This window comes from Mesorhizobium sp. P160187 (assembly GCF_057766425.1).
Genome location: NZ_JBYMDX010000002.1, coordinates 111,209 through 134,959 on the forward strand (window position 1 = coordinate 111,209; position 23,751 = coordinate 134,959).

14 protein-coding genes and 10 pseudogenes are annotated in these 23,751 nt (G+C 59.1%); 14 read left to right on the plus strand and 10 right to left on the minus strand.

The window, feature by feature from the left end; genetic code table 11:
* Positions 1–923: 923 nt before the first annotated feature.
* The 5 genes from AC3CCE_RS01710 (at position 924) to AC3CCE_RS01730 (ending at position 3,657) form a co-directional block, all read left to right on the plus strand.
* The gene (locus AC3CCE_RS01710) at positions 924–2,276 is read left to right on the plus strand and encodes a TlpA disulfide reductase family protein (protein ID WP_352627343.1); all 1,353 of its coding nucleotides are present in this window, start codon (positions 924–926) and stop codon (positions 2,274–2,276) included.
* A 17-nt stretch (positions 2,277–2,293) separates the two neighbouring features.
* Positions 2,294–2,764 (plus strand): DUF269 domain-containing protein, encoded by a 471-nt coding sequence (locus tag AC3CCE_RS01715; RefSeq protein ID WP_352447993.1) that lies wholly within the window; start codon positions 2,294–2,296, stop codon positions 2,762–2,764.
* Between the two features lie 82 nt (positions 2,765–2,846).
* Entirely contained in the window at positions 2,847–2,990 is a 144-nt protein-coding gene (locus tag AC3CCE_RS01720) for a CCE_0567 family metalloprotein (protein WP_488376803.1), read from the plus strand.
* The gene (gene fdxB / locus AC3CCE_RS01725; protein ID WP_352447994.1) at positions 2,987–3,304 is read left to right on the plus strand and encodes a ferredoxin III, nif-specific; all 318 of its coding nucleotides are present in this window, start codon (positions 2,987–2,989) and stop codon (positions 3,302–3,304) included. The genes AC3CCE_RS01720 and fdxB overlap by 4 nt, the downstream gene beginning before the upstream one ends.
* Before the next feature lie 41 nt (positions 3,305–3,345).
* Entirely contained in the window at positions 3,346–3,657 is a 312-nt protein-coding gene (locus AC3CCE_RS01730; RefSeq protein WP_352627341.1) for an exopolysaccharide production repressor protein, read from the plus strand.
* Positions 3,658–3,726: 69 nt separating this feature from the next.
* Here the strand turns inward: AC3CCE_RS01730 and AC3CCE_RS01735 are convergent.
* From AC3CCE_RS01735 to AC3CCE_RS01770, 8 genes and pseudogenes are all read right to left on the minus strand, one after another.
* Positions 3,727–4,461, minus strand: a pseudogene (locus tag AC3CCE_RS01735) (transposase).
* 296 nt (positions 4,462–4,757) lie between these two features.
* Positions 4,758–5,168 (minus strand): IS66 family transposase, encoded by a 411-nt coding sequence (locus AC3CCE_RS01740; RefSeq protein ID WP_488377089.1) that lies wholly within the window; start codon positions 5,166–5,168, stop codon positions 4,758–4,760.
* A 768-nt stretch (positions 5,169–5,936) separates the two neighbouring features.
* Positions 5,937–6,218: pseudogene (locus tag AC3CCE_RS01745) on the minus strand (transposase); the annotation flags it as partial.
* A gap of 150 nt (positions 6,219–6,368) precedes the next feature.
* A complete protein-coding gene (locus tag AC3CCE_RS01750) occupies positions 6,369–6,755 on the minus strand; it encodes an ectoine synthase (protein ID WP_023707440.1) in 387 nt (128 codons plus the stop codon).
* 1,356 nt (positions 6,756–8,111) lie between these two features.
* A pseudogene (locus AC3CCE_RS01755) lies at positions 8,112–8,288 on the minus strand (transposase); the annotation flags it as partial.
* Positions 8,289–9,486: 1,198 nt separating this feature from the next.
* Complete coding sequence (locus tag AC3CCE_RS01760) at positions 9,487–9,813, minus strand: hypothetical protein (protein ID WP_352627330.1); 327 nt, start codon at positions 9,811–9,813, stop codon at positions 9,487–9,489.
* A pseudogene (locus AC3CCE_RS01765) lies at positions 9,810–10,912 on the minus strand (IS5 family transposase). The gene AC3CCE_RS01760 and the pseudogene AC3CCE_RS01765 overlap by 4 nt, the downstream one beginning before the upstream one ends.
* 75 nt (positions 10,913–10,987) lie before the next feature.
* On the minus strand, positions 10,988–11,881 hold the full coding sequence (locus tag AC3CCE_RS01770) for a LysR substrate-binding domain-containing protein (RefSeq protein ID WP_352448106.1): 894 nt from the start codon (positions 11,879–11,881) through the stop codon (positions 10,988–10,990).
* Positions 11,882–12,032: 151 nt separating this feature from the next.
* Between AC3CCE_RS01770 and AC3CCE_RS01775 the strand changes: the two genes are divergently transcribed.
* Both AC3CCE_RS01775 and AC3CCE_RS01780 read left to right on the plus strand, forming a co-directional pair.
* On the plus strand, positions 12,033–12,419 hold the full coding sequence (locus AC3CCE_RS01775; protein WP_023707291.1) for an ectoine synthase: 387 nt from the start codon (positions 12,033–12,035) through the stop codon (positions 12,417–12,419).
* Positions 12,420–12,611: 192 nt separating this feature from the next.
* Positions 12,612–13,807: pseudogene (locus AC3CCE_RS01780) on the plus strand (IS256 family transposase).
* 571 nt (positions 13,808–14,378) lie between these two features.
* Here the strand turns inward: AC3CCE_RS01780 and AC3CCE_RS01785 are convergent.
* Positions 14,379–14,757, minus strand: a pseudogene (locus AC3CCE_RS01785) (transposase); the annotation flags it as partial.
* Between the two features lie 610 nt (positions 14,758–15,367).
* Here AC3CCE_RS01785 and AC3CCE_RS01790 point away from each other — a divergent pair.
* Positions 15,368–15,520, plus strand: a pseudogene (locus tag AC3CCE_RS01790) (ArdC-like ssDNA-binding domain-containing protein); the annotation flags it as partial.
* A gap of 237 nt (positions 15,521–15,757) precedes the next feature.
* Positions 15,758–16,433, plus strand: a pseudogene (locus AC3CCE_RS01795) (oxygen-independent coproporphyrinogen III oxidase); the annotation flags it as partial.
* 17 nt (positions 16,434–16,450) lie between these two features.
* Here the strand turns inward: AC3CCE_RS01795 and AC3CCE_RS01800 are convergent.
* Positions 16,451–16,713 (minus strand): annotated as a pseudogene (locus AC3CCE_RS01800) (PIN domain-containing protein); the annotation flags it as partial.
* A 625-nt stretch (positions 16,714–17,338) separates the two neighbouring features.
* Between AC3CCE_RS01800 and AC3CCE_RS01805 the strand changes: the two are divergent.
* The 5 genes and pseudogenes from AC3CCE_RS01805 to AC3CCE_RS01825 all read left to right on the plus strand — a co-directional run.
* A pseudogene (locus tag AC3CCE_RS01805) lies at positions 17,339–17,496 on the plus strand (isopentenyl transferase family protein); the annotation flags it as partial.
* 359 nt (positions 17,497–17,855) lie between these two features.
* Positions 17,856–19,346: a M81 family metallopeptidase gene (locus tag AC3CCE_RS01810; protein WP_352448080.1), complete on the plus strand. Its 1,491-nt coding sequence runs from the start codon at positions 17,856–17,858 to the stop codon at positions 19,344–19,346.
* A 256-nt stretch (positions 19,347–19,602) separates the two neighbouring features.
* The gene (locus tag AC3CCE_RS01815; protein ID WP_352627409.1) at positions 19,603–21,093 is read left to right on the plus strand and encodes a M81 family metallopeptidase; all 1,491 of its coding nucleotides are present in this window, start codon (positions 19,603–19,605) and stop codon (positions 21,091–21,093) included.
* Between the two features lie 891 nt (positions 21,094–21,984).
* The gene (locus AC3CCE_RS01820; protein WP_352627411.1) at positions 21,985–22,368 is read left to right on the plus strand and encodes a hypothetical protein; all 384 of its coding nucleotides are present in this window, start codon (positions 21,985–21,987) and stop codon (positions 22,366–22,368) included.
* Positions 22,369–22,701: 333 nt separating this feature from the next.
* Complete coding sequence (locus AC3CCE_RS01825; protein ID WP_352627413.1) at positions 22,702–23,751, plus strand: GHMP family kinase ATP-binding protein; 1,050 nt, start codon at positions 22,702–22,704, stop codon at positions 23,749–23,751.

Sequence of the window (23,751 nt, forward strand, 5' to 3'; positions counted from 1 at the left end):
TTAGCGGCGAGGGCGGCCGCATCTTCGACGTTTTCAGTCTGCCCGGCCCACCGCGTGGCGACCGAGCGGCCCTGAGGCCGGTCAATTCCGACAACGCTCACATTCGCACCAGGCGGTCCCTGTAGGTCCTGTGCACAGGGACACAGAACAACAAAAGTAGGATCCGGGAGAGTTCACCGGCCCGGCACAGGCCGGCACACATCCCGGCCCTCTTCGCACGATCATCATCGTCAATCTGATGCCGGTATTCGCGACCCGCAGCCGGACATGACCGGCTTCGTCGTGAAACTCCGGCGTTGCGAGAGGAATTCAAGCGCAAAGCGGAAGAGGTAGGGCAGAACCGATGCTCGGATGGAGCGGCCCCTGCAATCGCAAATGGCGAGATCGCTACCGGCTCCGGACCGGAACGGCAAGACGCTCAAGCCGGTGGCGTGAAGCGGAGGATCATGACGAGCCTGACGACGCCCATCGGCCTCGTCCCTCGGCCCGAATGCATATTGAGTCGTCCGCGGCTCTTCTGCCGACGCGAAGCGCGTAATGCTTGTCCAAAACCTGACAGCGGCAGACAACATGTCGCGTCCAATACAAGCGGCGATCTTGGGCGCCACAGAAGTTTTTTTAAAGTATAATCAAGCGTTTACCGCGCGCTGAGCGCGTTGGCACGGCCTTTGCGAATTGAGATTCAGCAACACTGAGTGAAGGCTGACTGCACGCAGATGCGCAAGACGAACAATGCTCTCCCTTCGTTGAACCCTCGTGCCCCGTCTCAAAGGGTAACAAGCTTGCGGACAAGGTCACGCAACCTCTGGCAACAGCTTTGGAGGGCAAGATGATGTTGCGGATGGGGTCACCGGCTCCTTCGATCAAAGTGGAGGACGGGGTGTGGCGAGCCCCTTGCGGACTTCCAGCCCGGCAAAGTCTATATCGTCGAATTTTGGGCAACTTGGTGCGAACTATCTGCGGCGGAGATGCTCGAGCTGATGCAGCTACAGGAGAAATACAAGGACAGCGGACTTGAGGTCGTCGGGATCGCGGCTGATGAAGACGCTCCAACGGCCGTCGAGGCCCGGACCAAGTTGGACGCGTGGTTGGCCGAAAAGTGTCCGGATCTGAATCATCGGATTGCGTTCGACTACACAGGCGAAATGAAGAAGCTTTGGAGGGAACCCAGCTTTTGCGTCGGGATTCCGGCCTCGTTCGTAGTCGACCGAGACGGCCGCATCGCCTTTATCGGTCATCCGAGCCAACTCGGTGAGGTTTTGCCGAAAGTGTTCAACGGCAGCTGGCCTACCAGCAACAAAGCGAAAGCCGCCGATCAGCAGCGGATCGCCACAAGCGACCCCCTGGCGCGCGGACAAGCGCTGAAGAAGCCGATCGATGACAGGTTCTGGGCGGCGGTGAAGCTGGAAGATTGGAAGACGGCGCTCTGGGCGATCGAAGAGGGCATCGCTTTGATGCCGGACGACCTCAATTTCCGCCTGGCCCATGCACATCTGTTGCTTCACAAAATACAAGACATGTGGACCGGCTTGCCCGTGATGCGCCAGTTGGTTCGCGACGCAATCGACAAAAATTCCGAGGATTGGATGGTTTCGGCGCTAGACCAACTTTTCCATCCGGCCAATGACCATTCGCGCGTTCCTTCTGCTGAGCGCTTCGCGATGGGCAAGGAGCTGTCCGAACACATCCTGGCGCTGAATCCCCCGCAAGGCGACAGTCCTAAGTTCCGGTCCTATCCCGCGGTCGCCCGGTATTATCACGAGAACGGCAACAATGATCGCGCGATCGAGTTGGTCGAACTGGCACTGACGTCGCTGGAGCAGCATCTGCCGGATTTGCTGCAGGCCCTCGCCAGGTACAGGGGGCGAAGGCTTGCGGCGCTCTCTTGCGGCTCCCGCAAAACAATTTCCCGAAGGTGCCAAAGCGCGGTCGGCCGAGGAGGAAAGATAAAAAAGGGTAATTGGTCGAAATGGCTTACTGGCCAATTGGTCCATTTCCCTGGCGTGACCGCAGGAAGGAGGTCCATGCAGCACCTGGTCGATTGTTTGCAGCAGGATCGAGGCTCGAATCTTCATGAGCTGCGGCCGCATTGCGGCGGAAGCGATGTTCGACGCGAGTTCGCGTGGAAGATCTCGCAGTCGAGGAGGTGTTCAAAGTCGGCCACGAGGACATCAATTGCGTGGAATGGGCCGCCCCGAGCCGGGCGTCGGCTGCGCAAGCGTGCCCGAAGTAGGCGTCCCAGAAAACAGACATCGTGCTTCGAGGCAGAGGACTGAAATGGGGAGAAAGCGAAATGTCTGATGCCGCGGTCAGCCCGGCTATCAACGAGGACGAGGCGGCCCTAGCCACCCCGTTCGTCAAATGCCTGGTGCGGCTGATCCGTGCTCAGGAGTCCTACTGCTTATGGGAAGGCGAATCGGACGCCACGCTGCTGGTCGACTTCGTCGTCACCAGAAAAAAGCGCCAAGCGATCCCTGGTATGGGCTACCCCGATCCGGACGTGCTGTGGAGGCTCGATTTGTTTTACACCGCCGTCGGGCTTGCGATTGCGGAGCGTTTCCGCCCGGTGACATCGCCTATCGTGGGAGATGAAAACCATAAGGACTTCGGGCCCGTGCTTTCACGGTCGGGCAGTTCGTCTTTCTGTCTAGACGTCCATCGGTTCGGCTTCGAGACGTTCCGGCAACTCGGGGAGACCGGTACGAAACTGGTCGACGATGCGACCTCAGCTCCTGAAGCCTATCGCGACGTGGCACGGGCGTGAAGACACCGATTCGAGGAAGGATTTATGTCAAAGCTAGACGAGACGGGGAAGAAAGTCCGAAGGCCTCAGCTGCGCGCGGCAGTTGCCAAGATGCAATTGCGACCTTGCAGAGGATCTCCCGGGAAAATGGACTGAGATAGAGGAAGTTGCTGAGGAAAACTCGGCGGTTTTTGCCGAGTTTGATGGTGCCAAGAGAGCGCTCGCTGCGATGAAGAAGTTACGATGACGAACACATTTATCACTCGCGACGGCTCCGGATGGGTGCCGGAATATCTCACCGCTATAGACGGCACGACCTGCATCGGCTGCGGCCGCTGTTTCAAAGTCTGCTCTCGCGAGGTCATGCATCTTTACGGCGTCGATGACGCGGGTGAAATCCTCGGCGCCTGCGACGGCGAAGACGATGATTTCGATGGCGAGCTGAATCGCATGATCATGGTCGTCGATCATGCCGGCCGCTGCATTGGCTGCGGGGCCTGCGCCCGCGTCTGCCCGAAGAACTGCCAGACCCATGTTGCGGCCGATCAGGGCGCAGCGTGATCTGAGGAGACAAAACCAGGAGAACGGCGTTGCCCTTTAGAATGTTTTGTCGAGTCCTGGGGGTGGTGCTGTGCAGCACCGCACTGACTGTCTACTTCGCATCTCATTCGATCGGCACAGTAGTCATCACGACCCTGGCTTGTTCCCTGCTCCTTCAGCTGGCGTATTTCGCAAGCGTGCTCTTTCTGATCTGGCGGTCTGGCTGGGATAGCCGAGTTGGCCAAAGGGCTGAGCATTTCGGCAGTTGCAAGGAAGTTGGATCCGAGCCGCCAGACCGTGATGAGGTGACGAATGAATCCGCAGATTTGCTCCAGCGCGATCAAATGCTAGCCATATCGCTGCTGCTGCCTTGAGGTCCCATGACAAGGTCGGTGCTCAAGCTGGCACCACTTTGACCACATCATAAATATTGAGCAGTTATTTCAAGGACTAGTTGTTTGAGAAGGGATTGGCGACCGCAATCCGGTGACGGCCGCCTTGAGGCCTTCGTGAGCATCGGAGACGACGAGCTTGACGCCGCGCAGGCCGCGACGTGTCAGCTTGCGCAGGAACTCTGTCCAGATCGGCTCGGCCTCCGAGGTGCCAATCTCCATGCCCAGTACCTCGCGCCGGCCATCCGCGTTGACACCGACGGCGATGATAACGGCGACCGAGACGATCCGCCCAACCGCGGCGGACCTTCAGGTAAGTGGCGTCGATCCACAGGTATGGCCGATCGCCCTCGATCGGCCGATCCCTTCACCTTCCCGTCGATCTCCTCGCACAGCCGCGAGACTTGGCTCTTGGATACCCATGGCCTTGACCAGGTCGTCAACCGACCGGGTCGAGATGCCTTGCACATAAGCTTCCTGGATGACGGCGGTTAGCGCCTTCTCGGCCATGCGGCGCGGTTCGAGGAAACCTGGGAAGTAGCTTCCCTTCCTGAGCTTCGGGATGCGCAGCTCGACCGTGCCGGCCCGCGTCTCCCAGTCCCGGTCGCGGTAGCCATTGCGCTGGGCGAGCAGCAGCGGGTTCTTCTCGCCATAGCTGGCGCCGGTGGCCGCGCCCACCTCCATTTCCATCAGTCGCTCGGCGGCAAAGCCGATCATCTCCCGCAGCAGATCGGCATCCGGGGTCTTCTCCATGAGCGTGGGCAGGTTCATCATGTCGCCGGTCATCGGTGGTCCTTCCGAAATGGTTGGCGTCAACAACCAAACCCTACCGGAAAGCGCCGATGACCACCCACACGCCGCTCGCTCGCTACAGCGCTACTAGCGGCGCGCTCGTGAGCGGCTTCGCTACCCGCCGAGCTACACCACCTGATGGGACACGACCTACGCCTCTCGCTCGCTTGTATGGGATGATCTTTGTCAACGTGATTTTTCAGTCGTTCCGTCTCCTTGTTTAGCCGTGGCGACCACTTGTTCCTGCTTCGGCTCCGAGGGGTCCATTGGGGCGCCGCGCGCAGTGACCATCAAGGGTGGTCCTTTGGGCCATCGCCAAGCGACTTGCCCTTGATGGTCACGAGCACGGCGGCAGCGTTACATTGAGCCGGCAGGTGCGGCCCTGTTTGAAGAGGCCTATAACTTGCAAACCGAGGGGAACTCGCGATCAGGCGCCGTAAAAGCGCCGCAAGCTTGTATGCGGTTGATCCTCGCGGACCAAAACCATGATGCAGCCATACGCATGGGCGGCGAAGCTCCGGGCGGTGAGCCCATTCTACAGCGCCGCGGCTCAGGGCATTAATGACGGGACGGCTTCTCTCTTGCCGGAACGCGTGGCGTTCGTCGGCGGAGCAACTGCGGATATCGCTCTCAACGTGGTAGAGTTGGACGATGCGGGCGAGCGCCTCCGTCGCGATCGGCTGTTGCACAAGATAAGTCACATTATGCAAGGCGAAGTTTAGGAGTTTTGCCGGTCAGCAGCTGGGTTCTGGCGAAAAAGCGGCGAAGTTTGTCATAAAATCAGAGCGACTGGAGGAACGAAAGCAGGTCTGGCCTCGGCTTCCAGGTTTGGCCGCGACGGGCTCGAGATCGGCTCGTGGTCGCGATGCTGGCGTGGCCGGGATAGTCGCGGATTACGGTCACGTCAGTGCCCGACTGCAGCAGCGCGGCGGCACAACCGTGACCAAAAACGCGCGGCGCAACACGATCACGTACCAGGGTCGGCCGATCCTGTCCTCTTGAGGCGTGCGGCTTCTCCGAGCCGCAGGCCGGTGCAATAACACAATAAGTCTCCGCAGCATTGAGGCCCATAAGAAGGTCCCTGATGCACCGAGGCGGCAGCAAGGATTCGGCGGATCTCTTCCTGGCTGAGATATAGGGGAAGTAGCTCGATTCCTTCAGCGCCCAGTTATGCTCAGGCACATAGCTGGTCGTTCGGATCGCGTCGCCGACGGAACAGGCAGAGCTGCAGAATGACGCCGAACTTGTTGGCAAGCGTAACAGCCCTGCGGACGCGCCGCCGCCCACACCAGCGCTGGATAGCCTCCGCCAGAGGGATGGGGTCTTCTCGCCCCAATGCTGCCGTACAAAGCGGAGGAAACGGTCGATATCGAAGGCGCCACGCTTATAAGGATGGCACATGGTGCCCGCTCGCTCAGTATTATCACGAGAGCCTCGATGCCGGAGCGGGGCCGTCCATCCCATCAGGTCATCAGCTGCGGATCGAAACTCGACTGGCGGTCTCGTGGAACATCGATCTCCAGCTTGCCTGTCTCGGTCGTCACCGTCTTGCGGCCGTAGCCGTTACGCGTATTACCAGTGTCTTCGCCTCTTGCCAAATGGTGGTCCATTTCCGCGTTCAACGCGCTCGGTCAGAGCCTTCCTGAGCGAATCCAGCATGCCGCCCTGTTCGAAGGCGGCAGTGGCTGCCCCTCCTGCCAGGAGCTGGTCGAGAAGATCACTCCGTTCCCAGGTTCTTTGCGTCTGGTCATAGTGGGAATGCCTCTTTACCCACTATTGTCGTCCGCACACTCAATCCCTGACAGTCCCAATTTCTCCTCTCCACACATGCAGCTATCCAGCTCGTTGCGCCCTAACCTAGGGCCAGGTCACACAGCACCCGCGGATTTTTCGTCAATACGTCAGTAGGCCGAGCCGGACACGTCATCGAGGTTATGGCGCTCGGTGCCCTTGAGAGGCGGGTTAAAGATACTGACAAGAACGAGGTCCTTGTTCCGACCTCCTCGCAAATAATGCTTGTCATGCTTGTCGAGCACGTAAATGTCACCCTTGCGAATGGGGAAGACATTTCCGTCCATGTCCTCGACCTCACCCTCTCCGGCGATGCAATAGCAGGCCTCCAGGTGGTTGCGGTATTGAAGGAATGAGACGGTATTTGCGCGTACCACTGTGTGACATACGGAAAAGCCCATGCCGTCTCTTTCCGTCAGCAGACGATGGCTGGTACCACTACCCCATTCAACGAAGTGGTCATTAGCTTCAACATCTTGAAGGCTTCGCACAAACATGGTGTTCTCCATTCAAGAACGAGTTGACATTAGCAGCGATGCGAGTCGGATCGCTCGCGGCAGGTGGGCGCCGCGTCAGAAGTAGTGGCCGCGTTCTGCACATTTCCAACAAGTCGTCGATCGGGTGGGCTGACGCCATCCCGTCCGACACCTCGCTGGCGCGGGCGGGCTGCCGCACCTGAAAACCTCGCTTCTCATGCCGTTTGCTCGGCCCTACGCATCTCGATATGAGACCGCGCCGGCATCAAAGGCCTGAACACCTGCTGGATCGGACTACCCCAGCTAAGATCTAATAACGCGCTCGGCTGATCCGTTTCGATGTTTGACAAGCTTGCAAAGCGGTCGCCCACCGTCTTCTGCACGCCAGGTTCTGCCAAGAACCGACGTGCTGCCAATTGCGCTTCGGATCGCCGAGAGGCGCTTTTTCCAGATCGAGATCATCTGCCGTGGGTCAACAATCGTCACCACTGAATCCTCCAACTGAGAATGCCCTCGAGCTAGCCTGGGTGCCCGCTCTGTCTACTACCAGACAGATAGTTGAAGAGCGCAACTTCAAAGACGATTGTGTTGAACCGGCAGACCGATCTCCGCGGCGGACTTTTTTCCGTCCGCCGCATTCGCTGCCACAAAAAGCGGGTATTGGAACGCCGCCCTCCGCGAGGAGCTGACGTTGAGTGAGTTTGCAGCATCGTTCGATGGATGAGTGGGCGGTCCAGGTAGATCGAAGTACTGGCAGAGCTTGCCAGCTGTCGCAACGGCCGACTCGTCGGCACCCAAAAAAGCCAGCATTGCCAGCAATGCCGTAGGACCCACGTAGTCGGGAACAATCGTGGATCAGCGCATCGGGACTGTCTGCATCGACAGGGATTGCCTCAATCCCTTCCGTCGCAAGATAGTGGTTCTGAGCTGTATCCCCTGACAGCGTAATTGGATGAAGGACAAGACGTCGGGCCGCTTGGACGAATAGCGGATCAATATGCTCCTGACCTTCAACCATGATGAGCGCTCTTGTTGCCATTGGCGGAGACCCTTTCGTTGCGTGCTGCGCGGCGGTCTGAGCGTAAATCGGCATCGGATTTTCAGCCCTTCCCGGCCTCGGACTTTGTGGTAAACGTATCATTGTCGGCGATCTGCGTTAGCAAAGATTCTGTAAATTTAATTGAAGGATCTGTTGCAACGGTCGCTCAGTTGACGACGGCCCGAGAGCATGGCCCACACGATCCTCGCATTCTTGTTGGCGAGGGCGACAAGCCGCGACATTGGAATGCCGCCTATGCCGCAACTTACAAGCCAACGGCTTCGAGGATCCTGCCTGCAGCTGGTTTGCCGAGCGCATCGCGAATGTGCGTAGATAGCGATCGCCGCGCTCGCCGATACCGAACAGGCGAGCTCGCCCTCCACTGGATCGCTGTTTCGGCACGAGACTGAGCCATGCGGCAAACTGGCGGCCGTTCTTGAAGCAAGTTCGATCAATACGGCAGCGATCAAGGCTGTCGCGGTCACAGGGCCGATACCGTCGATCTTTCCAAGCCGCTGAGTTCGCCGTGCGAAAGAGCTCCCGAACCCCCGATCATAGGATGCAATGCGTTGGTCCAATTCGGCCAACTCCGTTGCACTTCTCGGATCAGCACCCCGCACCAATTCATGTCGTCATTGCCCCCCGCAATTTCAGCAAGGGTCCGGCGCAGCCGTGGGATGTCGCGGGCGATTACCACTCCATGCTCGGCTAGAGGCCTATTCGAACGATCTGCATGACATCCTCCTTCGTTGCAGTTGGCGTTCAAGATTTCACCTCGCCTGGAGGGCGGTCCATACCATTGGCTCCCTTGGCAAGGGGTATTTTAGACATTTCATCTTTGAGGAACAGTGCGGTGATATGTCCGGCGCCTTGAGCGCGCAATAAACCGCTGGCCTTGATAAAGTCGGCGATGTGAGCGGCTAATCAATCTGACGTGGTCGAAAGCTGGCCTACCTCGCTCTGCCGGGCATTCAATTACTGAGTGTCTCCGGCCATTAGCCGTTCTCGGAGCATTCAGCTGTTCTCACTTGGTGGCGACCGCTTCTGGCCGGGGGGTATGCGCGCTTTAGGTTTGGCATTTCCGGGCGTCAGTGACAAGCTTGTTATGGCGATGCGGACCTTGGAGAGAACGCTGAGGTGCCCTGTTTGTGGGCGAAGGTAGGGATTTCGAGACCGCATCTCGCACGGCATGTTTTCTGCCACATAGGACTCTAGCCGGTCCGCCATTATCACAGGATTAGGGTCGACCATGCCAGGCGCCTGATCCCGGGCACGAGAATGCCTCGCATAGCGAGCGCTGGCAACGGTCACACGGCCGAGGCGCTCTCCGGCGCCACTCCCCTACCTTCGCCTCTTGGGCTTCGCCGCAGGCGGTGCCTATCTTGCCAAAAGGGACGCTCGCCTTCGAAGAGATGGGGCGTGCCAACCTCTGCCGCTTCTTCGCCGAGAATCTGCTGCTGAGGCGGCAGCACTCTGCGCGAACGTTGTGAACGGTGCGGGAGCGTCGTGACGGCGGTGACCGAAATAAGATAGTTACGTATATCAATTAGCTAAAAAGGGTAAAGCGTAAATGCTGGTGGAAAAGTAAAGAGGCTTCTGTTATATAATTTATTCACCATGCAATAATGTTGAAGTGGGGGTCAAGATGAAAAGCCATGGCGCGGAGACCAAGGTGAGATGGCGCCTCCCGCTCCGGATCAGTCTGCGTGCGCTCTAGCAGGCTGTTGAAGAAGTCCATTTGCGGGCGATGAAGTCTGCTTCGTCGCCGCGTTGGAAGCAGATTTGTCCGTTGATAGAGCCGTCTGGCTGGATTTCAGCCCAGCCAGTGCCTTGGGCCTCGTCCATTTCGTCATTGCCTTGCCAGGAGAAGGCGACGTTGTTGCCGTGGCCCGCGCCGAAGATCTGCCCCGTAACGCAGCCGAAGGCGAATTCGCCGGAGCCATCGGCCGCGAATTCAATGTAGGCTGGCTCCATCATGTCGAGATAGTCCTCGACATAGTCGGGCATCTCAACGATCCGCCAGCGGGCCACGATGCTCATGCCGGGGCCGCCAGCAGCTTGGGCAGGCGGATCAGATTGTAGGCCGCCAGGTTCAAGGTGAAGGCAGCATTCACACGGGCGCATCCTCGCAGCTTAACCTTGGCCATGCCGGCCGAGGCCTTGATCCAACCGAACACCTCTTCGATCCGCTTGCGGCAGCGCTGGCTGACATCATAGCCCGGATGGCGTTTCGTGCGGTCATCGATCGCCGTCACGCGAGGCTTGCCGGTTTTGCTCAGATGGCCGTCGATGGCGATGTGCGGTGTGACCTTGCGCTCACGCAGATCCTTGACGAACTGGCGGATATCATAGGCTTTGTCGGCGCCCAGCGTGATGCGCCGCCGCGACGGTCTGCGGTCCAACATGGCGAGCGCGGCATCACGCTCACCCGTGCCTGTCGCCTGGGTAATGCCGCCATCGACCGCCAGCCCATGACGGTTCTCCATTAGCGCATGCCCCAAGTAGCACAGCCTCGCTGACCATCGCCCTTCTTGTAGAGCCGCGCTTCGGGGTCGCTCGTGCTTTGGTGTGTGTCGTTAGAGCGCTTCTCCTTATGGAAGCCCCGTTCGGCGTTGCGGCCAGCACCGTCCGGGCCGTTGTCGCCGCCATCCTTGCGGCGGAAACTCTTGATCGAAGCCCAAGCCTCGATCAGCGTGCCGTCCACCGAGAAGTGATCCGACGACAAAAGCCGCTTCACCCTTGGCTGCGCTAGCACCGCGCGCAGAAACTTTGCCGCGATCTCACCTTCCAACAGCCGATCCCGGTTCTTGGTGAAGCTCGAATGATCCCAGGCCGGCTCGTCAACACCAAGCCCTACGAACCAGCGGAACAGAAGATCGAACTCCATCCGCTCCATTAATTGACGCTCCGAGCGAATGCCGTAGAAGGCCTGCAACAGCATCGCACGCAGCAACCGTTCCGGCGCGATCGACGGGCGGCCGAGCCCAGGCGGATAAAGCACCGCAAAATCGCCGTGCATCTCCACAAGAGCCGTGTTGACGATCTCTCGGATCGTCCGAAGCGGATGATCTCGCCGCACCCGCGCCTCAAGGTCGACATACGAAAACAGCGAACCTGTCCGCTCGTCCAATCCGCGCATCCGCAAATCCCCATTCTTCCGGGGAGCAGTGAATCACGCCACTAACGCCTGCGCTAGCACTTCTTCAACAGCCTGCTAGGCGTTCGGCCCATCGTCCTCGCTTGCACAGATCCGCCGGAACCAATGGGTGAACGCGTCCACGGCAGGGCCGGCATCATCGGCCCGTAAAAGGTAGTACCCTTGGTCTTCAAGCGTCGCGATCTCTGATAGAACCACGAGATCGCCGTTCGCTATCTCCCGTCGGAACACCTGGATCGGACAAAGTGCGACGCCATGGCCGGCCATGATGGCGCCCGTCAGAAGATTGAAATCCTGATAAATCGGCCCGCGCAGCGGCTTGACACGCTTCATGCCCGCCTTCTCAAACCATTGCGCCCAGCCATTCAAGCTTTCATCATGGAGCAGGTCCGCGCCTTCCAAGGCATGGCTGTGGAGAATCTCGGGCTTGTGTTTCACGTAATGGGCGCTCGCCACGGGCTTGTTCATGCGTGAGAAAAGCCTGGCGAACCGGCAGGCCTCGCTGTCCGCGCGACTAAGCGTGATCAGGACATCGTGCTTGTGGACATCGAAGGTTTCCTGCGCATGGGCGTATTCAACGCGCATGTCTATGTCCGGATGCTTGCTGAGGAAGTCGTGGACAGCCGGCACGAGCCAACGTGTGGCGATCGATGCGATACAGCCGACCGACAGCGGGCTGCCGCCGGGCCTACGCTTTAGGCGCCCGGTCGAGATCGAGATCATGCGCAGCGCAGTCGATACGGCTTCGTAGAACTCCTGCCCGGCAGAAGTGAGGGCGATTCCGCGTCCGACGCGCTTGAACAGTCGTTGACCGAGCCATTCCTCCAACTGTTTGACCTGCTGGCTCACCGCCGAATGCGTAACGTGTATCTCGCGGCTTGCATTCGTGAGGCTGGCTAGGCGAGCTGCGGCCTCAAATGCTTTCAGCGCGTTCAACGGAGGCAGTTCCATCTGTAAGCACTCCTTTCAGTTTCTGTTAGAAATGAGCGTTTGTGCGAAAAGTCGCAACCGCGCATTTTTACTTCGGAGCGCGGCGCCTACCTGCTGCCCCGATCTGAACGGCAGTGGCGTCTCTATCATAGTTCTTCTTATAGGTGAAAACATGTTCGTTCGATCGATCAACGAAATCCAGGGGACTACAAGGGACGTCGATTGGGGAAATGGCAAAAGCTACCGCCTGCTAATCGAATCTGACGGAATGGGTTTTGGAGTCTGCCACACTGTCGTGAAAGCGGGCACGGAAGCCCTGCTGCAGTACAACAATCACCTGGAGGCGTGCTACTGCATCGCCGGCGAGGGCGAGGTGGAAGATATGAGCGGCACTATCCACCCCATCAAGGCCGGCGACATTTACGTGCTAGACCAACACGACAAGCATTACCTGCGCGGCGGGAGGGACGCGGACCTCATCCTGGTCAGTGTGTTCAATCCACCTCTCAAGGGTACAGAGCGGCATGACCTGAACAATGGTGAGGGTTCGTCGTACTGATCTCGCGATGCTCCGGCCGAAAGACCGGGGGCTCACGACCTGCCCGGCAAGTCATCGCTTGGTACGGCAAAAAAACGTGAGCGAACTCTCCCCGAGGTAGTGTGCTGAGAGTTCTGCAAATTCGCTGAGAGAGGGCGGTCATGGCAGGCTGGTGATGTTCAACGTCACCGATTCCCTGGAAGGAACGCCACCATGACCAAGACAGAAGGTAAATCGACCAGCGCTGCCGTCAAAGACATTCTGCTTTCGAACCCGGAGGGGCTGCACGAAGTGATCCGTGCGGTAATGCAGGAGGTTCTCGAGGCCGAGATGGACGAGGCGCTGGGTGCTTCGAAGGGCGAACGCACGCCTGAGCGCCTTGGGTATCGCTCGGGTTACTACGGCCGCACCCTTGTCACCCGGGTGGGCAAGCTTGAGCTGCGGGTTCCACAGGACCGGGCGGGTCACTTCTCCACCGAGCTGTTCGAGCGCTACCAGCGTTCGGAGCGGGCCTTGGTTGCGACGCTTGCGGAGATGTATGTGCAGGGCGTGTCGACCCGCAAGGCAAGGCGATCACGGAAGAGCTGTGCGGTCATGCGTTCTCGGCTTCGTCGATCTCGGCCATCAACAAGCGCTTGGACGAGAGCCTGAAGGCGTTTGCCGAACGACCGCTTCAGGAGCCATTCCCCTGCCTCATTCTCGATGCCCGCTACGAGAAAGTGCGCGAAGCCGGCATCGTGATGAGCCAGGCGGTGCTGATCGCGGTCGGCATCGACTGGGACGGGCGCCGGCAGATCCTGGCCGTGGAGATGGCCAATCGCGAGAGCCGCTCGGCCTGGAAGGACTTCCTCGTCGGCTTGAAACGACGCGGTCTCAGGGGCGTCGAACTGGCCGTGTCCGACGACCATGCCGGCCTGGTCGCGGCGATCGGCGAGGTGATCCCGGAAGCAGCATGGCAGCGCTGCTACGTCCACTTCCTCAGGAACGCGCTCGATCACCTGCCCAGGAAGCACGGCGACGATTGTCTGCAGGAACTGCGCTGGCTCTACGACCGGCGCGATCTCGCCGAGGCCAAGGCCGATCTCGCCGCGTGGCTGTCCAAATGGTCCGCCCGCTACCCGCGGCTGACCACCTGGGCGGAAGAAGCCATAGAACAGACGCTGACTTTCTTCCGGCTGCCGCGTCAGCATCACAAGCACCTCAAGTCCACCAACATGCTTGAACGGCTCAACGAGGAAATCCGCCGGCGCACCTATGTCGTGCGCATCTTCCCGAACGCCGAAAGCTGCCTGCGCCTGGTCAGGGCGCTGGCCGTCGAAACCAACGAAAACTGGATGGAGGCCAACCGCTATATCAACATGGATGATCTGCGCGAGCACAAGAAGCTCGCTCTACGCCAAGCCGCATGACCAGTTTCATGATCGCCCATTTTGCAGAACTTGACGCACACAACCCTCCCCAAGCTCGAAAGTACCTCGCGCTTGATGTGGAGGGGGATCATCCGGGAAGTGGCGACCTATACTCCCGTTTATCCCGGGCGTGTGCGCGGGTGATCCAAAACTTGTTCGGCATTGCCGGCGCATGGCAAAGACCTTTTCTGCGAAGGCGATTTGTCAATCCGGTTCTCCATCCAGCGCCTTTCAAACGTCTTCATGCTGGCTCTCGCCCTGACGGGCGCTGGTGCGACGCGCTACGGAAGCGGACGGCAAGGAGCCGCCGAGAGTGCCATCGATAGCCACGGACAGTCGAGCTTGCCCTCTCGGCGAGCCGACTTTGTGCACGCCACGCACGTGGTCTGACGCACCCGACAATTTTGTTACCTGTTGGCCGGCGAGGCAGCACGAAATGTAGCCTGCGACTCGGACCAGCGTGGCCTCTTCACCGAAGCGGCCAACGATCTGAAGGCCGATCGGCAGCCCGTCGGCGCTTTGTGCTAAAGGCAATGATACGGAAGGCTGTCGATCATCATCGTTCGCTGCCGGGGTTGCGGGCCTTCGAGACGCCTTGCTCGTGCTGGACCGATCCGCTCTGCCAAGGCGTCGGCGCGAGCCCGGCATAGGCTGCGACCTGCCGGCGATTATCGAGCTGCCGGAAGAGGGCCCCTCCGCGTAGAGGATGGCGGCACACCCGGGGCCGATACCCTTGAGATCGAGCAATGTCGCTGCTGGAGTTTCGGCGTTGCCAGCAGAGCGTCGCGCTCGGCCTCCACCTCTTTGACCTGGGCTACCACCAGTTCGAGTCGGTCGAGCTCGCGACGGATTTGCCCCTTCAGATGTTCTGGCAGTGCGCGGCCGTCGCCGGTCCTCAATTCCTCAAGCCGATGTCGCCGGTTACGTCGCAGCGGCTCGTAACCGGTGACGGCGCGCCGGTATACCGTTCGGGACTCAGCAGCTCTGTTCGTCGATCGCGCCGCAAACATTTCTCATGAAAAACGCTATGGTAGGCGAAGCAATCAGACAGGGGAATAACAACCCTATAAGAGATCACTTATTCAAGGCCGTGACTATAGACTGCCCGATCGACAATAGAATGTCGCGACTGGGTCCTTTATGATATTCGTGTAGCGACCCCTAGATACGGCCGATCTACTCAACCCTCATTCTGAATAAATCTGGAAGCGGGGACGAAAACGCGGTTGATGAGACTCGGCCATAAGGTTTTCCAGGCATTCACGCTGCTGACAGGAACGCCCGCGCGCCTTGGTGCGCACCCGGTGCTCGTGAACCGAGCCCGCTTTTCGCCCCGAGCCACCGGGAAAGGCCAACAGACAAACCGCGCCGCCCGCAAGGGCGGCGGCCGGCTAGACCCGCCGCGGCAGCCCGTAGCCCTTCGCGTGCCGCTCAGGGTCCTCCTCTTCGTTCCGGTCCTTCGGATGCGGTCCGCCTACCACGGCGGGCCTTTCCGGTCGCGACTCGCCGCCCACTTCGCTTCCGGGGGAAAGCCGCGGCCGCAAGCGTACCACCAGCGGAGAGGCTGGCGCAGGCAAGGGCTGGCGCCCGGGCGCCAGCCTCTATCAGGAGATCACCGACCGCATGATTGCCGAGCTGGAGCGCGATACCGTGCCATGGATCAAGCCATGGGGCAGCGCAAAAGCAGGCCTTGGCCTGCCGAGGAATGCAGCCAAGGCGCCAGTCGCCGCTCCTCAGTAAAAGAACAGCAGCTGCCGCAGCGTGGCTAACAAGGCATCTCGTCGGCGTCGAGGAGGTTCCGTGCTTGCCTAACACAGCGCATAGCTCAAACATTACGTCCGGGAGAATGATGCCGGGCAAAGGCCCTATCCTTGGCATTCCATCAACAATACCCAATAGCCCTCCTGATCCGAAGCGCTTCTAAGCACCTCCATTTCAGCCGTTAGTCGAGAAACGGTGCAGTCCAGCGTCGAGACCGCGAGGGCGGCGGTCGCAATGCGCCGACCGGCTTGCGGTGTTCGGCTATGCGCACATTCCCGTCGCTATAGTGAATCAGCGCCTCATCAAGGAGGCAGTTCTTCCGGGCAGCGCTGCCCGCACCAAACAGGATGCGGCCGTGGCCGCCACGCTGATTGCGCCGGCTACCGAGAGATCGGGCTCGGCCATTTCGCCTTGCCGGACGACGAGCTCGCGCTGGCACAGAGGTCGCCTGCGGCGTAACTCGCTGGGCTACTCGGCCGACACCTGCAGAACCCCGATCGGTTTCGGCGCGTCGGCTATCGGCCGTGTCGGCGAGGGGTACGTCCAGAACGGGGTTAAACGTGATTCCTACATCCAGCACATCGCAGCTGGCATCTGGCGAAGTCAAAGGGCTATCGCCTCACCGACGACGACCGTGTGCGAGCCGCAATTATCGAGCGATTAATGTGCGATCTCGAGGCCGATGTGCCGGCAATCTGTGCCGCCCACGGATTTGATCCGATCCGTCTGCTCGATTCAGCCGAAGGCATGGCGATGCTGGCGGAGGACGGGATAGTGGACTTCGAAAACGTTTTGTCCGCGTACGGCGGGAGCACGCTTTGTGATTGGCCCTGTCGCTGCCGCATTCGATGCTTTTTTCGATCGGGATGGCCGTAAGCATAGCCCACAGGTGAGGGCAACCAGTTCGTCCACGGGCAGGCCTCTCGGCTCGAAGCGCTGCGGCACGTCCGGGCAAGCCATTCGGCCAGTGCGTCAAGTTTCCGACCTTGGTCCATGAGGGCAGCGCCGCGCCGGATTTCGGCGATTGACACTGCGCTGATAAATGAGCGGTCTTCATCGAGCCACTCCATCCATTCCAGCACGCGAACGTCAGGGCTCGGCCTCGTCACCTCGGAGAGGACATTGGTTTCGAGCAAGTGCCTCACAATGGCAGATCACCCGGGCATCGCGTAGCCGCTCGATGTCGAGTTCGGCGATGTGCAGCGAATGCCCAAAACAGCAGCCCACGCTCCCCTTCCGGAAGATCGGAGAGCGGACGCCACGCAACATGCCGCCCTAGCGGCTTTGGTTTAGTGCTGTGCCAACGAGGCTTCCAATCCGACCGGCAGGGGAGGAGGCTTTGGCGGCTCGGCCGGCACGTCCCATCGCCTCGAGACGAGATCGACGATGTCGGACAGATGCTCGGTGGCCTCAAAAATCGGTGAGCTCGGGATACCGTCCTCACGTTTGCTGAACAGCCGTCTTCCTGGCCACGTCCGAGATAATAAGACGCCTTGTGCCGACTGCTGCCGCCTCGATGAATCCACGAGTATCGTTTGCGGATCGGCATGAGATGTGCAAAGTGGACCGCCCTCAACGTCAACAGAGGCGTTGTGACTGGACCGAACGATGAGAACGAGCTGCTTGCGCGCTCTTTCGGACTTCAAAAGGTTAACAAGTTCGAATGACGTCCTTTCAGGCCATAATCGCCGCTCGCCCAATGTTCGCGACAAGTCCGGTGAAAGCCTACCGAGTGTCTCCGGCGGCAGGTAGTTCCGATAAACTAATACCATGCTAATCCATTTGAGACGGACCGACCTGCAGCGGCAAAACAGACGCGGCAATCCAAATTGCCAGAGAGACTGGATGGCCGGTCATTGGATCGTGTACAATGCTGTTCTAAAATCGCTACCGGCAGCGGGCGTCCCTCGGATTCCGAACTGCGATCTAAGGCGGGGGGCCGGTGCAAGCTACGAGCGGCTGAAAATTTGGAGTCGCTCTCATCCGTCGTGGCCACTTGCGGGCTCAACGACGTCAACGCCATCGCCTACCTTGCCGAAAAGCTTGACGACGTAAGGCCTGCATTTTTGCAAAGTGCCTTTCCGTCGGTATAGGCTTGGTATGAGTGTCTCATTTCAAACCGCACCGGTTTGCGCAATCAGCACTTCAACGAACAACACGTTTCGGCGCAAACTTTCCTCTCTTGGGTAGTATCAATCATCCGTTGTTGTCGAAAAGAAAAACTTACGCCAAGAGTTTCCCCTCCCCCGGACCCTTGTCTCGGTCGCCATTCATCGAAGAGGTTCTCATGGGCTACCGCATCCTGACTGGCTACATCAACCAGGAGACAAACACCTTCAACAAAATACCGACCACGCTCGAACACTTTCGGGCCTCGGGATTGCTGCGGGGCGACGAGATTCCGCCGGCGTGGCGCGGTACGCACACTTCACTGGGCGCTACATTCGAGGCGGCAGAGAAATTCGGCTGGACGCTGTCTCATCCGCTCGTCGCCTATGCGAACCCAGGGGGCATAGTGACGAAGGAAACATTTGAGCAGCTTTGCGACTGGTTCCTTACCGGGGCCAAAGGCTGCGATGGAGCGCTCTTCGAGTTGCATGGGGCTATGGTTGCCGAGGATTGCGAAGACCCGGAAGGCGAGATCCTTGCGCGACTGCGTACTGTGCTCGGGCCGGACGCGCCGATCGTCGCTACGCTCGACCTGCACGCCAACGTCACGGCAAAGATGGCGGCAAACGCCTCAGCGCTGATTGCCGTGCGGACGTATCCTCACATTGACTACTATGAACGCGCCTGGCAGGGCGCAGAACTGCTCGACCGTGCTCTGCGCGGTGAGATTCGTCCCCGTACGGTCATCGCCAAGCGCCCGATGGTGTATGGTCTCGATGGCGGGCGTACTCAGGTAGGCCCGATGCGCGAGCTGATCAACCGCAGCGAGGCCTTGGAGGCCTCCGGAAAGGCACTGGTAGTCAGCGTCTGTGCTGGATTCGAGCTGAGCGACATTTACGATGTCGGGCCTAGCGTCACCGTTACTGCTGATGGCGACACCGCCGCGGCGCAGCGCATTGCAGAGGAATTTATGGATTACGCATGGGAGACACGTGAGTTTGTCTCCTCCCCTTGGACATCAGCCACCGCTGTCCAAGCAGTGGAGCAAGCAAAAGCCGGCGAATTGCATGCCAAAAAGCCCTTGGTGCTCGCTGATAGCAGCGACAATCCGGGCGGCGGTGCATACGGAGACGCTACGGATCTGCTGCGCGTTATGATCGCAGCAGATCTGCGCAACGCGGCCTTCCATGCGATCTTCGATCCGGCGGCGGTTCAGGCTGGCATCGCCATCGGTGTGGGGAACAGGGGTCGGATCGCTCTTGGTGGCAAGCATGCCCCTGAGATGGGCGGTGGACCGCTCGAAGTCGAAGCGCAGGTGGTATCAATAACTAGCGGACATTTCCGCTGCTATGGTCCTTCGTTTCTTGGCGGGGGCGTGTGGAACAGTTTCGGGCCCAGCCTGATGCTCCGCGTGGGCGGCATCGAAGTCGCGGTAATCTCGCGAAACAGCCAAGGAGTCGATCTTGCGCAACTTACCTCTCTTGGCGTGGACCCGCTTCACTGCGCGACCATCGCGCTCAAGTCGTCTCATCATTTCCGCGCGGCCTTCGAACCGATCGCGCGCGAAGTGCTCATGGTAGACGGGGGTGGGATGTTGGGTTCGGAACTCCTGTCAAGGTTGCGCCATGTCCGCCGTCCGATCTGGCCACTTGACGACATCAAACTCTAGGATATTGGCGAATTAAACTGTCCAGGCCAGAGCAGAGTTTGTCAGAAACGAACGAAAGAAAATTGGGATGGTCGAGATCTTGCCTCCGCCCGGACTATTCCCCAGCTACCGCTCCGAATCGGGATTTTCGCGCTCCTGCAAAGGATCTCGATAGTTTTACGGGCCGCTAGGCCTGGCCGGATGGTTCATAAATCCTGCTCTTTAGCAGCAGGTTGGCAGGAGAGGCTGACCGAACGCGGAACTATTCGGAGACCGTATGATGCGCATTGTCATTGCTCGTCTTAATCATGAAACTAATACATTCTCACCCGTGCGAACCTCACTGGCTTCCTTTGATCCCAAATGGGGCGAGGAAGCTCGCGCCTTCGGCAGCGGGTCGAATACGGCGCTAGGCGCCTTTCACCATTACGCTCTTCAAAAGGGAGCGGACATCGTCACGCCGCTCGCGGCCACCGCCAATCCCAGCGGAATTGTAGAGGACGAGGCTTTTGAGCAAATGGCCGCCGCCGTTGTTGCCGCTGTCGAACGTGGATGCGACGCGATTCTTCTCGATCTGCACGGGGCCATGGTGACGCGCAGCTTCGATGACGGCGAGGGAGAACTGCTGGCACGCGTCAGAAGGGCTGCCTCTGACGTTCCTCTCGGGGTGGCGCTCGATCTGCATGGTAACATCACGCAGCGCATGGTGGACAATTGCGACTGCATGGTCGGTTTCAAGACATATCCCCATATTGACATGTACGCGACCGGCGAACACGTGGCGCGAATCATAGATGCAATGCTTAAGGATGGTTTGCGTCCTAGGCAGGCCTGGAGCCATCCACCAATGCTGGCGGCGACGCTGAAGATGAATACTAACGAAGATTGCGCGATGACCGATCTGGTCAATCGAGCTCGCGCGGCCGAGGAGCGAGATGATGTGTACGCCGTTACCGTGTTTGGCGGCTTTGAGCTTGCCGATCTCGCCGAAACCGGCGTTTCCGTGGTGGCGGTGGCAAGGGACAAGGCAACCGCGCGCGCGGTTGCCGATGAAATCGCTAAGGAAGCTTGGAGGAGGCGCGAGGAATTCCTCTATTTGGAATTGCCGCTGGAACATTCCCTTTCCTCTGGGCGGGAGGCGGCTGGCGGGCCAGTGACGGGGCCGGTCCTGCTCCTTGATCATGGCGACAATTGCATGTCTGGCGGCACCTGCGACAACATAGATGTCCTGGCGGCCGCGCTTGCCTCAGATTTGGATGGAATCGTTGCTGGTCCCATCTGTGACCCGCAAGTCGTCGCCGAATTGATCGAGGCCGGCGTCGGTGCGACAGCAACGATCAATCTGGGAAATAAGGTAAAAGCGGACGCATTTGCGGCACCGCGCACTCCCGTACGATTGCGGGGCAAGGTTGTTGCTGTGAGCGATGGCAACTATGTCGTGTCCGGACCGATTTATTCCGGTCAGCTTTGCCATATGGGGAGGGCCGTCAAGTTTCAAACTGACGCGGCGATCGTGCTCATCACTGAACGTCCCCACGAGCCTTGGGATCTTGGCGTCTTTCAGTGTGCGGCAATAGATCCGCTAAAGGCACGCTACCTCATTCTCAAGTCGAGAATGTATTGCCGGCCTGTCTTTGAAAGACACTGCAAAGGAGTCATAGAGTGCGCAAGCGGCGGCGTGACCAGTTCCAATCACAATCTGTTTTCTTTTCGGAAACTCGCCCGGCCGATCTATCCGCTCGACGGCGAAATTCACTGGGAGCCGTAGGACAGTTTGCTTCTTCATGGAACCGCTCGGAAAGGTCATGAAGATCAAGCGCATAAAACTGTTGGGCTCTCCCGGGAGAAGATGGCACCCCGCTGCCGAACGAACGGGCGCTCATGCAGCATTATGGCTGCGCTAAAGGGCACGATACGCGAAAGCATTGAAATGCCCGGAAGTGGAGGGTTAGCTCGCTATGCTGCTTGCGCCCAACAGCGTACCCGAGATCCACCCTTGTCGCTCGACGTCGCGTGCAGCAACTGCGGGACCAAGCGCTTGATCTCGCCCAGCTCACCTCCTGTTGACCCATTTCATTGCGCGACCATCGCGCTGAAGTCCTCTCATCATTTCCGCGCGGGAGAGTGATTGGGATATTCATGGTGCCGGGCGCGACCCTTTGAGCGCAGCCCTTGGCCCTTCAGTCAGCGACGGCGCGTCATCTTCGTAGTGGTTCCGATCTCGTCGATGAACACCCGCCGATGCCAAGCCGCATCGGTTCAGGTAGAAGGTGGACGCGCAACCGGCACTTCAACAGCGGCTAGACCAATGACTTCAGCGAAATCCCCCAAAAGCTATACTGTGGTCCTATGCTCGAACTAGACAAGGTCGCGCGCCTGAAGTGGTGGCCAGGGTCCAGACGTTCACGATCAAGCTCTACTGCCAGAACAAAGGTAATTGATTTGCAAAAAGTTTTCGAATCGAGCAGCGACATATTCGAAACGGAACATCTTCAGCATGGAACTTGTTCACTCGATGGGCTATATAGAGAGACCGAAGAACCGAGAGTTCGGCAAAGGTTGCAGATTGTTTCTGTCTGGTCGGTTCTGTCAGGCATCAAGGGGCAATTAATGAGCCAGGGCCTCCGCGACTTTAAACCGGCCACGAGGCTGGCTTGAGGTGCTGGGCACGGCCGACTCGCGAAATCTGCCACCCTGCCTCAAGCGCGAGATAGAGCGCGAGTGCCGCCGCTTGTGGCAGCTGATCGAGATGTTTGCGGAGGTCGATATCGAACAGCGCCAAGCCGCCGAGAACACGGCCCCGGACGTTCAGCTGAGCCAACTGCTTGGCATCGGCCTGACGATCGCAAGCGTGCTGACGAATGAGGTCTTCTTCAGCGATTTCCAGAATCGGCGTGAGGTCGCCGCCAATCTCGGGCTTGCATCCAGTCCCTGGAGGCAGTGGCGCAGTCAGCCGCGATCAAGGCATCCAGAGATCGAGCAACCCGCGTGCGCGGCGAACCGCCGTCGAGCTTGCTTGGCTGTGGTTGCGCCACCAGCCTGATAGGGGTCTCGCGCGCTGGTTCCAAGAGCGCGTGGGCGCCGGCCGCATCGCCCGCCGGAGAGCGCCACGACGCCAAAATCGTCCCTTGAACGTCGCACCCACCGCCGCCCTGCGCCCCAGTCATAAAACAGTGTAACAGATCCTACAAGTAACTTCACAGAATTTTCGCAACAGCTAATCCTGACGAATGGTATGTTCACCCACACTCGGGGCTTAGGCAATCGGCATCCGGTTACTAGTAAGTATCTCGAATGAAACATGAGTCGTGCTCTGATGGGCCAATCTCGTATCCTTGCAGCAACTCACATATCCAACGCACCTAAGGAAAGTGACATGCCGACCCAGTATTCCGCCAGTTCCATCGAACCTGCAGAAGGCAGGGCGAGCAGCACAACTAGAGAACTTACAGAAGCGGCCGTCGATGAAGTTTGGAGGCCGCAGATGTATCACCAGACGTTCGATGGTGCAGATGCAACTGAGATTGTTGGCGAGGACGGGCAGCAGCTAAGGATTTGTTGCAGCGACGCTCTTTGTTGCGGCACATTCGGTGAGTTGCTGCAAGGCCAGTTGCCAATCGGCTCCCTTCCCCGTGACTCCCACTTTTTGGTCACGATGCCCATCGCGCTCTTTGCACGAGCCCACTTCATGCCTGTCGCAGGGACACAATCCGTAACCGTTTGCCCATCACATAAAGTCAAAGCAAAACAACTGGCTGAGAATCTCGTGATTGCGCTCGGCGCCTCGGGAGGAATCCTCCTTTTGCAATCCGAGCTCCCCGAAGGCAAAGGGCTGGCGAGTTCGTCTGCGGATCTTGTCGCAACTGCACGATCTATCGCCTGCTGCTTCAAACGTAGGGTCCGGACGTCGTTGATCGAGAAGCTAATGGCGGAGATCGAGCCATCCGACGGGGTGATGTACCCAGGAGTGGTCGCATATCAGCAGCGAGCATGTAACCTTCTCTCGTTCATTGGCCAAATGCCGCCGCTTGCAATCGTCGGTATCGATGAAGGAGGGACGGTCGATACCGTCGACTATGATCAACGGCGAGGTGAAACCTCCGCCACTCACAGAGCAGAGTATCACGAACTACTCCACCGCGCTCGCATAGCAATTCCACGCGGTGACACCGCCACCATAGGCAAAATAGCCACTGCCAGCGCCCGTTTGCATCAGGAGCGAGCTCCAAAGAAGCATCTGAACTCAATGCTGAAAGCATCCGAGGCCACTGACGCTCTCGGGGTCATCGTCGCGCACAGCGGCACAATGATTGGGATCCTGCTTGATCGAATGGCGGCTGACTTTCCACTGAAGCTTCGGTCCGTGCTCGCCCATGTATCGCCGTTCGACAACTCGGCAAATATATATCTGACAATGACTGGCTGA

Bases quoted from the DNA above. Each gene is read 5' to 3' on its own strand.
- AC3CCE_RS01775 (WP_023707291.1), top strand. From the start codon at position 12,033: ATGTTCGTTCGATCGATCAACGAAATCCAGGGGACTACAAGGGACGTC.
- AC3CCE_RS01750 (WP_023707440.1), bottom strand. From the start codon at position 6,755: ATGTTTGTGCGAAGCCTTCAAGATGTTGAAGCTAATGACCACTTCGTT.
- AC3CCE_RS01810 (WP_352448080.1), top strand. From the start codon at position 17,856: ATGGGCTACCGCATCCTGACTGGCTACATCAACCAGGAGACAAACACC.
- AC3CCE_RS01825 (WP_352627413.1), top strand. From the start codon at position 22,702: ATGCCGACCCAGTATTCCGCCAGTTCCATCGAACCTGCAGAAGGCAGG.
- AC3CCE_RS01760 (WP_352627330.1), bottom strand. From the start codon at position 9,813: ATGAGCATCGTGGCCCGCTGGCGGATCGTTGAGATGCCCGACTATGTC.
- AC3CCE_RS01715 (WP_352447993.1), top strand. From the start codon at position 2,294: ATGTCTGATGCCGCGGTCAGCCCGGCTATCAACGAGGACGAGGCGGCC.
- AC3CCE_RS01815 (WP_352627409.1), top strand. From the start codon at position 19,603: ATGATGCGCATTGTCATTGCTCGTCTTAATCATGAAACTAATACATTC.
- fdxB (WP_352447994.1), top strand. From the start codon at position 2,987: ATGACGAACACATTTATCACTCGCGACGGCTCCGGATGGGTGCCGGAA.
- AC3CCE_RS01770 (WP_352448106.1), bottom strand. From the start codon at position 11,881: ATGGAACTGCCTCCGTTGAACGCGCTGAAAGCATTTGAGGCCGCAGCT.
- AC3CCE_RS01730 (WP_352627341.1), top strand. From the start codon at position 3,346: ATGTTTTGTCGAGTCCTGGGGGTGGTGCTGTGCAGCACCGCACTGACT.